The 12,940-nt window shown below is 60.8% G+C and carries 11 protein-coding genes; 5 read left to right on the top strand and 6 right to left on the bottom strand.

Annotated elements, in window-relative coordinates:
- The first annotated feature begins 34 nt into the window (after positions 1 to 34).
- A complete protein-coding gene (locus OHL13_RS15535) occupies positions 35 to 3,283 on the top strand; it encodes a TonB-dependent receptor (protein ID WP_263411039.1) in 3,249 nt (1,082 codons plus the stop codon).
- A gap of 4 nt (positions 3,284 to 3,287) precedes the next feature.
- On the opposite strand, the gene OHL13_RS15530 is transcribed toward OHL13_RS15535, so the two are convergent.
- The 4 genes from OHL13_RS15530 to OHL13_RS15515 all read right to left on the bottom strand — a co-directional run bounded on the left by OHL13_RS15530 (position 3,288) and on the right by OHL13_RS15515 (position 6,488).
- Positions 3,288 to 4,229 carry an SRPBCC family protein gene (locus OHL13_RS15530; protein ID WP_263411038.1) on the bottom strand — a complete coding sequence of 314 codons (942 nt, stop codon included), beginning with the start codon at positions 4,227 to 4,229 and terminating at the stop codon, positions 3,288 to 3,290.
- Between the two features lie 42 nt (positions 4,230 to 4,271).
- Positions 4,272 to 4,637: an ArsR/SmtB family transcription factor gene (locus OHL13_RS15525; RefSeq protein WP_263411037.1), complete on the bottom strand. Its 366-nt coding sequence runs from the start codon at positions 4,635 to 4,637 to the stop codon at positions 4,272 to 4,274.
- Between the two features lie 78 nt (positions 4,638 to 4,715).
- Positions 4,716 to 5,618 (bottom strand): PLP-dependent cysteine synthase family protein, encoded by a 903-nt coding sequence (locus tag OHL13_RS15520; protein WP_263411036.1) that lies wholly within the window; start codon positions 5,616 to 5,618, stop codon positions 4,716 to 4,718.
- 84 nt (positions 5,619 to 5,702) lie between these two features.
- The gene (locus tag OHL13_RS15515; protein WP_317889932.1) at positions 5,703 to 6,488 is read right to left on the bottom strand and encodes an SDR family oxidoreductase; all 786 of its coding nucleotides are present in this window, start codon (positions 6,486 to 6,488) and stop codon (positions 5,703 to 5,705) included.
- Between the two features lie 76 nt (positions 6,489 to 6,564).
- Here OHL13_RS15515 and OHL13_RS15510 point away from each other — a divergent pair, with 76 nt between their 5' ends.
- From OHL13_RS15510 to OHL13_RS15500, 3 genes are all read left to right on the top strand, one after another.
- Entirely contained in the window at positions 6,565 to 6,993 is a 429-nt protein-coding gene (locus OHL13_RS15510; RefSeq protein WP_263411035.1) for a winged helix-turn-helix transcriptional regulator, read from the top strand.
- A 69-nt stretch (positions 6,994 to 7,062) separates the two neighbouring features.
- Positions 7,063 to 7,863 carry a hypothetical protein gene (locus OHL13_RS15505; protein WP_263411034.1) on the top strand — a complete coding sequence of 267 codons (801 nt, stop codon included), beginning with the start codon at positions 7,063 to 7,065 and terminating at the stop codon, positions 7,861 to 7,863.
- 8 nt (positions 7,864 to 7,871) lie between these two features.
- Positions 7,872 to 9,116 carry a hypothetical protein gene (locus OHL13_RS15500; RefSeq protein ID WP_263411033.1) on the top strand — a complete coding sequence of 415 codons (1,245 nt, stop codon included), beginning with the start codon at positions 7,872 to 7,874 and terminating at the stop codon, positions 9,114 to 9,116.
- A gap of 22 nt (positions 9,117 to 9,138) precedes the next feature.
- Here the strand turns inward: OHL13_RS15500 and OHL13_RS15495 are convergent, their stop codons facing one another.
- Positions 9,139 to 9,405: a DUF2164 domain-containing protein gene (locus OHL13_RS15495; RefSeq protein ID WP_263411032.1), complete on the bottom strand. Its 267-nt coding sequence runs from the start codon at positions 9,403 to 9,405 to the stop codon at positions 9,139 to 9,141.
- A gap of 173 nt (positions 9,406 to 9,578) precedes the next feature.
- On the opposite strand from OHL13_RS15495, the gene OHL13_RS15490 reads away from it, so the two are divergent.
- Positions 9,579 to 10,418: an alpha/beta fold hydrolase gene (locus OHL13_RS15490; protein WP_263411031.1), complete on the top strand. Its 840-nt coding sequence runs from the start codon at positions 9,579 to 9,581 to the stop codon at positions 10,416 to 10,418.
- 145 nt (positions 10,419 to 10,563) lie between these two features.
- Here OHL13_RS15490 and OHL13_RS15485 read toward each other — a convergent pair whose 3' ends face one another.
- Complete coding sequence (locus OHL13_RS15485) at positions 10,564 to 12,933, bottom strand: phosphoketolase family protein (RefSeq protein WP_263411030.1); 2,370 nt, start codon at positions 12,931 to 12,933, stop codon at positions 10,564 to 10,566.
- Positions 12,934 to 12,940 lie beyond the last annotated feature (7 nt).

Genomic DNA, 12,940 nt, shown 5'->3' with positions numbered 1-12,940 from the left:
TTGATTTCTCTCACGTTGAGCAAGGTACAGAGAGATGCAGCGGATGATGCAGGCAGCCGTGCGCGCCATGGTTTTGTATGCGCTCGCGGTCCATGGACAGGCCCTTTCACAAGCGGCTTCCCAGATCGTGTCCCAGACGGACAATGCCATCGCGGGGCATGTCATGGATGGCAGATCTCCCGTTGCCGGGGCACTGGTGCTTGCCCAGCAGACCGGCTCCGCGCAGCAGTTGCTCACCCGCACCGACGCTTCCGGCAGCTTTCAGATCGTCCACCTGCTCCCCGGCGAGTACACCGTAACCATCACCGCCGCAGGCCATGCGCCGCAGACGCGCTCACACATCCTGGTCAGCACCTCGGGGATCGTACAGATCGATCTTGCCTATGCCCCTCCTGTGCCGCTTTCCATGGAACCAGCCGCAGGGGAGCGCATCAGCGACACCGAGGCGCACGCACTGCCCGTTCTTGATCGCCGCGCGGAGATGTTGCCGGCGATCCTCAGCACCTCCGGTACAACCAGTGAAGCTGTCGAAACACCGACGATCAGTTATCGCTCTGTGCCCACTGCTCAGAACGCAGCGCTTCTGGATGGAGCCGAGAACACGCAGGCGTTGCGCGGCGATGCGATCGCCTCCGGACGCTCGGCGAGCATTGCACCGCGCGAGGCGGTGGAGGAGATGACGGTTTACGCCACCAGCGCTCCAGCCAGCATCGGCCGCGCCGCGGGCGGTTCCGTCAACGTGACCACGCGTCGCGGCACGCAGCAGTTCCATGGCGCGATGTTCTTTCTGTGGCGCGAAAGCGCGCTGGACGCCTTCGACCCAACGGCCATCGTCACGCGCTACAACAACGGGCTGGTCAGCAGCTCGCTGGTGAAGCCCAAGGATACGCGGCAGCAATGGGGCCTGCGGCTTGGCGGGCCACTGTGGCGTGGCAGGCTCTACGGCATCTGGTCATCGGAATGGCAGCGCCGCAGCTTCCCGGCTGTCTCCACGCCGGCTGACCCGAACTTTTTCCTGCTGACATCGACACAACGCGCACTGCTGCAGAACCGGGGCGTAACCAATACACGCATCAACTCCGCTCTACGCTATCTGGACAGCCTGATGGGAGAGCTCCCGCGCCGCGCCGATTACTGGTCTCAAATGCCGCGCCTGGACTTCGACCTTACGGCACGGCATCGGCTGATGCTGAGCTACAACAGCGTGCGCTGGAGCTCGCCAGCCGGTTCACGCACACGCCCCGTTGTCGATCGTGGCCTTGCCAGCATTGGCGATGACAACATGCATGTCGACGGCGGACAGGTGCAATGGGCAGCACGATGGGGCAGCCGCTTCACCACCGACCTGCGTGCCCGCATGGTGCATGACTATGAGTTCCAACTGGCGCCCGCGCCCTTGCCGCAGGAGCCGGCCACCGGGCCCGGCGGCTACGCTCCGCAGGTCAACATCGCCAGCGACTTTTACTTCGGCAAGCCCGCCACGCTGAACCGCCGCGGCTTTCCGGATGAGCGTCGCTGGCAGCTTGCCGCAAATTTTACGTGGACACACGGACACGTCACCCTGTTGGGCGGGGCGGAGACCAGCCGCGTGCAGGAGGTGGTCGACAATCTGCCCAACGAAGGCGGCAGCTACCTTTACTCCAGCGGCACCACCAACGGACGCGCGGGCGGTCTGGTGGACTGGATCACCGATTACACCTTCGATGTAAACGCATACCCCACCGCGGCGTGCACCAATGGGCAGAATGCAACGCTGCACTACTTCTGCTTTCAAAGCTTCTCGCAAAGCTTTGGCCAGCAGGCTACACGGTTCACGCTGGGCGAGCGGGCTGCATGGCTCGGCATCCGGTGGCGCATCAACGGAACGCTGAGCGTCGATGCCTCGTTGCGATACGACCATCTACAGCTGCCTGCAGCACAGCGGCCCAACGCATCTCTGGACGCTGCCTTCAGCGATGTTGGCTCCACCAGCACCCTGCCTTCGCCGCAGAATAACCTTGGCCCCCGTGTCGGCTTTGCGTGGTCGCCCTTCGGCGAGCGACAGGGCGTTGTCCGTGGAGGCTATGGCATTGTGTATGGCCGTCTGCCAGGAGCGACCCTTCGCACCGCGCTGGCCGACACAGGTTTGCCCTCCAGCGTTGTGAGTGTGCGCGTCACCTCACGCACACAGGTTGATCCACAGTGTTCCTCGGCCGGCACCAGCTTTGGATATCCGGCCACCTATCGCTGCATCCCTGCCGGTGTGCCAGCCAGGACCACGGCGGCGATGCTGTTTGCAAACGATTTCCATCTGCCGATGGTGCAGCAGGCACATCTTTCGCTGGAGCGGCAGCTGGGCTGGGGAATGCTGCTGCGCATCAGCGGCGTTACCGCACTGAGCCAGTACCTGCCGAACTCCGTGGACATCAATATTGCTCCCGCAAACACGCGCGGCACCTTTCAGTTGAAGGGGGGCACAGGCGCGGTGGGTGTGCGCCATGGCGACACCTTCGTTGTGCCGCTGTACACAGCACGCCGTAACGCGAGCTTCGGCACGGTTACGGCGATCCGTTCCAACGTGACCGGAACCTACAACGCATTGTTAGTGGAAGCTCGTAGACGAATGAGCCAGGGTCTGGATCTTCGGATAACCGGGGCATGGCAGAAGTCTCTTGATTTTGGCCAGAGCGCCAGCGCGATTCCGGACCGCAATGGGCAGTTTGACCCGTACGAAGTGGGCTACGATCGCGGAGTTTCTTCGCTTGAGCGTCGCTGGCGCATCGTTGCTTCCGGCCTGTGGCAGCCACAATGGACCCTGCACGAGCATCTGCTTCAGCTTGCCGCCAATGGCTGGAGTATTGCTCCGATTCTCACAGCATCCGCGGGCCGCCCCTACAGCCTGATGATCAGTGGCGGCGACGCCTTGAGCGGCGGCCGCGAAAGTATCAATGGAGCAGGCGGTCTGCGCTATCTGCCAACGGTGGGCCCAAATACGCTGAGGTTACCCTTCGCGCTGAACCTGAACCTGCGCCTCAGCAAGGCTTTGCCACTCCATGGCCCGGCACGCCTGCTGTTGCTCGGCGAGGCATACAACGCGACCAACCATGTGAACGTCATCAACGTGACCCAGCGCGCGTACCTGGTTGGAGCAACCAGCAATGGTGTCACGCAGCTTGTCTTTCAGGATGCCGCCACGCTTCTAAGCGAAGGCCTGAATCAGCGCCCCTTTGGAACGCTGACCCAGGCCGGTAATGACTACACACGGCAGCGCCAGTTGCAGTTTGGCCTGCGTGTGGAGTGGTGAGAAGTTATGCCTTCTGCTCTTCTGCAAGATAGGCTTCCAACTGGCCAAAGGTACCGCCCCAGCCCTTCGTCATGCTTTCAAAGAACTGTGCGAAGAACTGCTGTTGCGCCTGCCCCGCATACATAGCTCTTGACCGCAGTGTGACCAGCGTCTTTCCGTTCTTCTCCTCGAAGGTCGTTGTGGAGAGTGTTTCAAGCGGAAAGTCCGGAGCCATGGGGTGCGTGGTGGGCTCACCCTGCTCATCGGCGAAGGAGCTGACCATCACGATGCGCGAGTAGGGTGTAAGGTCGCGGAAGCTCCACCGTCCCCACATCAGGTTGCCATCCGGGAACTGCATGCCATACAGCAGATGGCCGCCTTCACGCATGTCGGCCTGCTTGATGATCAGCTTGCACCCGACAGGGCCAAACCATTTCTCCAGCCGTTCCGGCTCCGTCCATGAGCGGTAGACCAGCTCCCGCGGCGCCTGCAGTTCGCGCGTCAGCACAAACTCCTCGCCGCCCAGTGTCGATACCACCTCTTCAAAGCGGGACACGGTGTCGGCCAGGCCTTCCAGTGCGCGGCTCTCGGCAATCGCATCGCGCAGCTTGCGATTGGCAAACTCCATCACAAAACTCACTTCGGTTTGGCTGACGGTCTTTTCGGTGAACGTGATGGTTGCACGGAAATACGGATCGTTCACATGCTCGTAGACCAGCCTGTGCGGTGCGTCGACCACTTCATACCGCACCTCATTGAAGTACTCTGTCCCATCCGGTCCGATCATGGTGTGAATCCACAGCCCGCCAGGTTCCACATCCATCTGTTTCGTCACGGTGCGGAATCCGCGCGGTCCCCACCAGTTGCTGACATGCTCCGCTTCAGTAAACATACGGAAAACAAGTTCACGCGGCGCGCGCAAGACACGGCTCTCAACAATCTGGGTCTCTCCAACAACTGCTGCCATCACATTGCTCCTTGGGTTGGGCGGCCGGATGCCGCGTCTTCGTCAGTGTTTCCGTTTCTTCTTTTTCTTCTTGTGCTCTTTGCTCTCCGCTGCCTGCACCGTGGCCAGGTAGTCTTCCAGGCGGTCAAAGCTCTCCGTCCAGAAGCGCCGATACTCCTCCACCCATCCCGCCACATCTTTCAGCGGAGCCGCCTGCAGCCGGCACGGACGAAATTGCGCACTGCGCGTGCGCGAGATCAGTCCGGCCTGCTCCAGTACCTTCAAATGCTTGGTAATGGCAGGCATCGAGATGGAGAAGGGCTTTGAAAGCTCCGAGACAGAGGTCTCGCCGAGCGAGAGCTTTGCCAGAATCGCCCGCCGCGTGGGATCCGCCAGCGCGGCAAACGTCGTGCTGAGTTGATCGTTCATATATTTCACCACTCAGTTATTTAATCTAACGGTTAATTACAGAACGAAGGCTGACGCTGTCAAGCCTTCCATGAAAAATCACCGGTAAACGGAGAACAACTCGGTCGTAAAGTAGCGTTCCATGCGGTCAGGGAAGACGGTAACGACAGGTCCGTCAATTTTCTTCGCCACTTCGACCGCCGCACAGAAGTTCAGTCCCGAGCTGGGGCCTACGGGGAAGCCCTTGCCGATGATCTTGCGGGTTACAGCGATCGCCTCGTCGTCTTCCACTTCAACCGTCATCAGGCCGGGAAGCCGGTCCTCGCGAAAGATTTTGCTCAGGCTGTCGACCACGCCAGGAATGCGCGCGGAGAAGCTGCAGCATTCCACATCACCGAAGCTGGTCTTGTTGATCGGCCGCGCGACAACCGGCGTCACATTGCAGCCGGAATCGCACAGGCCTTCATACAGGCCTACCAGCGTTCCTCCGGTTCCAACACCGCTGACCACGGCGCCGACCGTGCCACCGGGAATCTGGTTGATGATCTCGTGCGCCGTGCCGACACGATGTGCGCGGGCATTGTCCTCGTTCTCAAACTGCAGTGGAAGAAACGCGCCCTGCTCGCGGCCCAGGCGCTGCACCTCACGCAGAGCGCCAAAGATGCCTTCTTCCTTCGGCGTAAGGATGATCTGCCCGCCGTAGCCACGGATCATCATGGCGCGCTCGGCGGAGACACCTTCCGGCATCACGGCAATAAACCGGAAGCCCATCTGCGCTGAGACCAGCGCCATGGCAATCGAAGTCGAACCGGAGCTTGCCTCGGCAATCAGATCGCCTTCGCGGATGCGGCCCTCGCGAAAGGCCTTCTCAAGAATGAAGCGGGCGATACGATCCTTGGTGGAACCGGAAGGATTCAGAAACTCAAGCTTGCACCAGATAGGCGGATGATCGCCCAGGGTAATGGGAACGAGTGGCGTGACAAAGGACCGGCCGGGAAACATGCCGATATTCTAGTTGGCCGGATGGCTGGTTGGCTGGAGAAACCCACACGCTCCAGCCATCCAGTCATCTGGCCAGCCGGACAACTAGTCGTGCGGCGCGGCCAGCATGGCGTTGAACTTGTCAAACCACTCATCGAACTTCTCCACGTTGAAGTCGCCGGCAAACCGCAGCGGGTAGACATTCTTTACCAGGATCTCCTTCGCCTCAGGCTGCGTTTCGAGGATCTGCATCACCTCGCTGATGAATGCATCGAGCGGCATGGCGCGCGGATCAGCCTTCTGCCCCGGACCCATCAGTTCCGTCTGCACGTAGGGCGGGGCAAGCTCCAGCACTTCCACGCTGGTGCCGCGCAACTGGTAGCGCAGCGACTGCGACCACGAGTGGATAGCCGCCTTTGTTGCCGAGTAGGTAGGCGTCAGCGCCAGCGGCGTAAAGGCCAGGCCAGAGCTGACCGTCATGATCGTGGCGCTCTTCTGCTTTTCCAGCGTAGGCAGCAGGGCGGCGGTCAGGCGGATGGGCGACAGCAGGTTGGTGATGATCGTGTCCTCGGCGACCCTGGTGTCGATAACCTTCTCCGGCTTCATGATGCCGGCCATATTGATCAGCACATTCAGCGCGGGGAACTTCGCCGTCAGCTCCGCTGCAAACTCGGCGATAGCCTGCTCGCTCGTCACATCCAGCGTCATGGCCACGATGCCGGGGTTCGCCGCGACCACCTCATCCAGTACCTGCTGGCGGCGGCCCGCGATGATGACCGTGTTGCCCCTCTTATGGAAAGCCTCGGCAAGACCGCGGCCCAGGCCGGAGCCTCCGCCTGTAATCAGAATCGTGTTTCCTGTGATGTTCATATCCGTGATTGCTCCCTTCATCAGTTACTCTAAGATTGTCACTCTCTTTTGGGAAGTAGGCACTTTTCGGTAATACAGTTACCACGAGGTAAGTAATATGGATTCCATCAGACAACCAAAGAAACCGAAGGCCCCGCTCTCCTTCCAGTCGCCGGGCGGCAAGTCCTCCGCTCTTGCGGATATAGACGCCCTGGTCCAGCAAACCATCGCACGCGTTGCCGATAAATGGACGCTTTTAACACTCGAGGCGCTGGACCAACATGGCACGCTGCGCTTTACCCAGTTGGCGGAGCAGGTGGGCGGCGTAAGCCAGAAGATGCTGACGCAGACCCTGCGGCAGATGGAGGCCGACGGATTTGTGACACGCACCGTGCATCCCATCATTCCACCGAAGGTCGAGTACACGCTGACCCCGCTGGGCCGCAGCCTGGGTGAGGCCTTCTGCAGCGTGTGGATCTGGGCAGAGAAGAACTACAAAGCCATTGAGAAGGCACGGACAGCCTACCGGGAACGAAATCCCGCATAAGGGATAACACCCACCGGCGGCAGGAGTCTTAAGGAAGGATTCAGGTTAGCGAGGTAGCATCTGCCGCAGATGAAGCGCGTTCTATCGTTTGCAACAATGGCCATTTTCTCCGTGGCCGGTGTGGTTGCACAGCCGGGGCCCCGGGAGACACTGATCCAGGTCGTCGCCAATGAGCGGGCGGCTCTGCAACACAAGCCACCGTATCTTTACACCAGCTTTGAACGGTCGGACCGTACCGGCGGCAAGCTGTGGAAGGAGCGCGTTGCTGAGGTTGCCGAAGGCCGCGTGCGCTACCTTCTGGAAGAAGATGGCAAGCCGCTGGATGCCGCCAGGCAGCAGGCGGAACTGGCAAAGCTGAAGAAGATCGCCACCGATCCCGCGGCATTTATCCGCGCGGAACAGGCACGCAAGAACGATGAGAAGCATGCCCAGCAGATGCTGGAGCTGCTGCCTCACGCCTTTCTCTTTGAACTGGCCGGTACCGATGGCCGCTACACACGCATTCTCTACAAGCCGAATCCTGACTATGCCCCACAAAACTACGAAGAACGCGTTCTGCATGGCATGAGCGGATCGATGTTGGTGGATACGCAGGAGATCCGGCTGCACTCGCTGGAGGGAAAACTGAACGACGACGTGAGTTTTGGCTATGGCCTGCTGGCAACCATCCACAGCGGCAGCAACTTCTCAACCCAGCGCGACGAAGTGGGCCAGGGTGTATGGAAGACAGTGAAGGTTGAGACACATATCGATGGCCGCGCCATCTTTTTCAAAACCATTGGCCGCCAGCAGGTCAGCAATCACGAGGCATTCAAGCCGCTTCCGGCGGAGACGACCCTTGCACAGGCCGTAGCGGCGGTGATGCAGTGAAGCGCCATTTGTTGTTCGTAATGTGCCTTACCGCCGCGGGCGCGGCGCAGCAAAGCCAGACGTTGACCGTGGAGCAGAATGTGCCGCTGCATGTGCGGATTACGAAAACAGCCAACCTGAAGCGCGGGCAGGCGGTGGAAGGCATTCTGACGGAGCCGATCTACGTTGTGGACCGCATGGTGCTGCCAAAGGATGCCGTGGTCAAAGGCATCGTCACCGATTTGAAGCCGGCAGAAAAGAAGCTGCGGGTACAGGCATGGCTGGATGGCGACGTTACCCCGCTGCATGACCCGGTTGTGAAGTTTGAGAGCGTCCTGATCGATGGCCGCGATGTTCCGCTGGACGCCCGCGCGACCATCCGCGAGACGAAGCTGGTGCGCTTCGTTCCCGGCCAGCAGAAGTCAGGCATCGCCGCGCAGGCAAAGAAGGCAGCGCACGAGAAGATTGCCTCCGTAAAGGACCAGGTTGCTGCCCCTGGGATGAAAGATCGCGCTCTGCGCCTGCTGTACAGCCAGCTGCCGTATCATCCGCAGCGGATATGGGCAGGCACGCAAATGATTGCCGACCTGGAACAACCCGCCGCAGTCCAACTGCCTGCGCAGGAACCAGCTGCCGCCAGCGTGGCCACCCCGGAGACGCTGGACAAGCTGATGGTGAAGGCGCGGCTTGCAACCTCGTTAAGCTCCGACACCGCGAAGCGCGGCGACAGGGTAATCGCCGTGGTGACAGAGCCGGTGGTGGACGCACAGAAGAAGGTGGTTCTGCCCGAAGGCACGACACTGGAAGGCATGGTGCTGGAGAGCAAGCCATCCAGGAGCTTCAGCCGCAACGGCCAGCTGCGTTTTGACTTCAGAAGTGTGAAGCGCCAGGACGAACAGTCTCAGAAGGTCCATGGCACGCTAAGCGGGGCGGAAGGCAGCTCCGCAGCAAACATTACGGTTGACCGCGAGGGCGGAGCGAAGGCCAATGCCGATAAGAACCGCTTTGTGGCTCCGCTGCTGCTGGGCGTGCTGGCCGCGGCGGCGCAGCACCAGGACCGCGATGGCAACGGCCTGGGCCGGCAGACCGTGGCCGCCAATGGGTTCGGCCTGGTAGCGCGCGTGGTGGCTCTTACGGCCAACGATCGCAATGTGGCCACCGGCTTTGGCGCCTATGCATTTGCCAAGTCCATCTACTTCCGCTTCCTCACCCGCGGACATGCCGTGAGCTTCGAGAAGGACACCCAGGTCGAAGTTCTCCTCTCAGCCCGCTGACCCGTCAGCCCGCCGCGAAAGGTCAGCGGCGTTTCGAGCGTTGCTTCGGCCAGTACTGGAAGGCGTCTTCATGCAGTTCGCCTTCCAGGTCAAGCAGCTTGGACTGCATCCGCGCCTGCGCATCCGAAATGGCGCGGTTATAGACCAGCGGGCCAACCTCTTCCAGGAAGAAGTCCAGCAGAAGGCCCGCCGCCAGCGTGTTCAGCGGCTCGGCAAGGTTCGTCTCCGCGTAAAGCTTGAGAGAGTTGATCGCTTCGTCGCGGTCCTGTGACGTGAGTTCAATCGGCATACCTTCTGATTGTGCAGCGGCAAAGGTGCAGTGTGCTTCAAAATGTCACCGCCCAACCACCTTTCGCATCTAATTTCCTGTAACACTCCTGTAACATTGGAGGGTTGGCGCCTGCTGCGGGAAATTTCCGTACAGCGTCCTATACGTCGAGAGAAGGAAGTCAGTCGAAAGCCTTGGCAAGCGAATTCCAGGTAGAAGAACGGCAGGTGACAGTGGACGGTGTAGCCGTGCATTGCCGCATTGCGGGCGCGGGACGCCCCCTGCTGCTGCTGCATGGTTTGCTGGCCGACGGCCAGACCTGGCGGCGCAACCTGAAAGACCTTGCGCGCCACTCCACCGTGTACGCGATTGACCTGTTCAACATGGGGAAAACCCAGCGCGTGGCCGGGCTGGATGCCAGCCTGGAAGCGACCGCCGACCGCATTGCCCGGCTGATGGACGAGCTGGGCCTCGACGTCGCCGACGTAGCAGGACATTCCCATGGCGGAGCCCTGGCCATGATGCTGGCCGCGCGTCATACCCGGCGCATTGGCAAGCTGGTTCTGTTTGCTCCGGCAAACCCGTTCTGCCTGCACGGTGAGCGCAGTGCGCGTTTCTTCACCACACCGGTGGGCGCATGGCTTGGCCGTCGCGTTCCCATGTGGCCGCGCCTGCTGCACCAGGCAGCTCTGCGCCGCATGTACGGTGAGCCATCGCGCATTATTGATGGCACGCTGGACTGCTACACCGAGCACCTGAGCATTCCCGGCACCATGGATCACCTGCTGGCCATTGTCCGCGGTTGGAGCACGGACATGCGCGGACTGAAGAAGATGCTGGTACGTCTGGCCGATGTTCCCGCCCTGCTGATCTGGGGAGACATGGACCGCGCCGTGAGCCTGCCCTCTGCCGAGCGGCTGGTAAGCGCCATGCCGCGCGCTCAGCTGATGGTGCTGCCCGGCGTAGGTCATCTGCCATTCGAAGAACAGCCCGAAGTTTGCAACAAGGCCGTGGCGCGCTGGCTGCAGCAGTAAATACTTTTTCCTGACTAAAACACCGGGTGCCCAATCCATGTGAAGCATGGGTGGGAGATCGCGCTTTCCACCCCAAAACAAAACGGCTTTAGCCGCTGAGGTCATTCCCTCAACAACTAAAGCCATTTTCTCCTGACCAACGTACCTACTCCGCGCTCGTCCACTTCCAATCGGTGACCTCGGGCAGGTCTTCCCCATGCTCGCTGACATGCAGCTTGTGCTGCTGCATCTTCTCGCTGTAGATCTGCCGGACGCGGTCATACTCTCCCGGCAAAGCATACTTCACGCAATCCAGCGCCAGGGAGAAACGGTCCACATGGTTCAGCACCGTCATATCAAACGGCGTTGTGGTGGTGCCTTCGCCGCGGAAACCATGCACGTGGAAGTTCATGTGGTTGCTGCGCTTGTAGGTGAGCTTGTGCACCACCGTGGGATAGCCGTGGAAGGCCATGATCACCGGCTTGTCCTTCGTGAAGATACGTTCGAAGGTCTCATCATCCAGACCATGCGGATGCTGCACCTGCGTCTCCAGCGTGAACAGATCCACGACGTTGACGAAGCGCACCTTCAGCCCCGGCGCCCACTCCCGCAACACCGTCACCGCGGCCAGGGCTTCCATCGTCGGCACATCGCCGGCGCTGGCCACCACCACATCCGGCAATTCGTCCGGGCTGCAGTTGGAAGCCCACTGCCATTCGCCCAGGCCGTCCGTGCAGTGGCGCACCGCTTCGTCCATGGTCAGGTAGGTATGCGCCGGCTGCTTCCCGGCAATGATCAGGTTGATGTAGTTACGGCTGCGCAGGCAGTGGTCACCCACCGAGAGCAGGCAGTTCGCATCGGGAGGGAAGTAGATGCGTGTCACATCGCTCTGCTTGTTCGCAACATGGTCAATAAAGCCGGGGTCCTGGTGCGAGAAACCGTTATGGTCCTGCCGCCAGACGTGCGAACTCAGCAGGTAGGTCAGCGATGCTACCGGCTTGCGCCATGGCAGTTCTTTGCATGCCTTCAACCACTTGGCATGCTGGTTGAACATGGAGTCGATGATGTGGATGAAGGCTTCATAGCAGGAGAAGAAGCCATGCCGCCCGGTGAGCAGGTAGCCCTCAAGCCAACCCTGGCAAAGGTTCTCGCTCAGCACCTCCACCACGCGGCCGTCGGTGGACAGGTTCTCGTCGACAGCGAGCCTCTCTCCTTCCCACTGCTTCGTCGTGGCCTGGTACACATCCTGCAGGCGGTTCGAAGCAGTCTCATCCGGACCGAAGATGCGGAAGTTGCGATTGGCTGAGTTGCGCCGGATCACATCGCGCAGGTAATCGCCAAGGATCTTCGTTGCGGAGACCTCGTCGGCAGCGCACGGACGCACACACTCCACCGCGTAGTCGCGGAAGTCCGGCAGCGACAGCGGTTTCAGCAGCTCGCCGCCATTGGCGCTGGGATTGGCCGACATGCGCAGGTCACCCTTCGGCGCAAGATCAAGCACCGAAGCGACAGGGCAGCCATCGTCTTCAAACAGCTCCTCCGGCTTATAGCTGCGCAGCCAGCCTTCCAGCAGCTTCAGGTGTTCCGGGTTGGTGCGTACTTCATCCAGAGGCACCTGGTGCGCGCGCCACGTGCCCTCTACCTGTTTGCCATCCACCATGTGCGGGCAGGTCCAGCCCTTCGGCGTCCGCAGAATCAGCATGGGCCACGCAGGCCGCTCAGGCGGGTTCTGCGACTTTGCCTCTTCGCGAATCCGCGCAATGTGGTCAAAGATGCGGTCCAGCGTATCGGCCATCAACGAATGCATCGTCGCCGGATCATCCCCTTCCACGGTATAGGGCGTGTAGCCATAGCCGCGGAATAACTGCTCCAGCTCTTCCTGCGGAATACGCGCCAGCACCGTCGGATTGGCAATCTTGTAGCCGTTCAGGTGCAGGATCGGCAGCACGGTTCCATCCGTAACCGGGTTCATGAACTTGTTGGAGTGCCACGAGGTGGCAAGTGTGCCTGTCTCCGCTTCGCCATCACCCACAATGCAGGGAACCACCAGGTGCGGGTTATCAAACGCGGCGCCATAGGCATGCACCAGCGAGTAGCCAAGCTCGCCCCCCTCGTTGATGGAACCCGGCACATTCGCCGCGCAGTGGCTGGGAATCCCATACGGCCACGAGAACTGCTTGAAGAAGAGCTTCAGCCCATCGTAGTCCTGCTGAATATTCGGATACGTCTCCGAGTAGCTGCCTTCAAGAAAGGTATTGGCAAGAATGCCCGGAGCTCCATGTCCAGGGCCGGTGATGAGCAGCATGCTGTGCCGCCGCTGCTGGATGATGCGGTTCAAATGCACATAGACGAAGTTCAGCCCGGGTGTTGTGCCGAAGTGCCCAAGCAGGCGCGGCTTGATGTCGTCCACCGTTAGCGGACGGCGCAGCAGGGCATTGTCCCGCAGGTAGATCTGTCCGACAGACAGGTAATTTGCAGCGCGCCAATAGGCGTCAATACGTCCGAGATCTTCGGGGGTAAGCGGCATCGCAATCATCTCCGTG

This window comes from Terriglobus tenax, assembly GCF_025685395.1.
GTDB lineage: Bacteria > Acidobacteriota > Terriglobia > Terriglobales > Acidobacteriaceae > Terriglobus > Terriglobus tenax.
The sequence above is the reverse complement of the archived record's forward strand: the minus strand, read 5'-3'. Positions and strand labels throughout refer to the sequence as shown.

Excerpts from the sequence above, each read along its gene's own strand:
- OHL13_RS15535 (WP_263411039.1), top strand. The coding sequence starts at position 35 with ATGCAGCGGATGATGCAGGCAGCCGTGCGCGCCATGGTTTTGTATGCG.
- OHL13_RS15530 (WP_263411038.1), bottom strand. The coding sequence starts at position 4,229 with ATGGCAGCAGTTGTTGGAGAGACCCAGATTGTTGAGAGCCGTGTCTTG.
- OHL13_RS15525 (WP_263411037.1), bottom strand. The coding sequence starts at position 4,637 with ATGAACGATCAACTCAGCACGACGTTTGCCGCGCTGGCGGATCCCACG.
- OHL13_RS15520 (WP_263411036.1), bottom strand. The coding sequence starts at position 5,618 with ATGTTTCCCGGCCGGTCCTTTGTCACGCCACTCGTTCCCATTACCCTG.
- OHL13_RS15515 (WP_317889932.1), bottom strand. The coding sequence starts at position 6,488 with ATGAAGGGAGCAATCACGGATATGAACATCACAGGAAACACGATTCTG.
- OHL13_RS15510 (WP_263411035.1), top strand. The coding sequence starts at position 6,565 with ATGGATTCCATCAGACAACCAAAGAAACCGAAGGCCCCGCTCTCCTTC.
- OHL13_RS15505 (WP_263411034.1), top strand. The coding sequence starts at position 7,063 with ATGAAGCGCGTTCTATCGTTTGCAACAATGGCCATTTTCTCCGTGGCC.
- OHL13_RS15495 (WP_263411032.1), bottom strand. The coding sequence starts at position 9,405 with ATGCCGATTGAACTCACGTCACAGGACCGCGACGAAGCGATCAACTCT.
- OHL13_RS15485 (WP_263411030.1), bottom strand. The coding sequence starts at position 12,933 with ATGATTGCGATGCCGCTTACCCCCGAAGATCTCGGACGTATTGACGCC.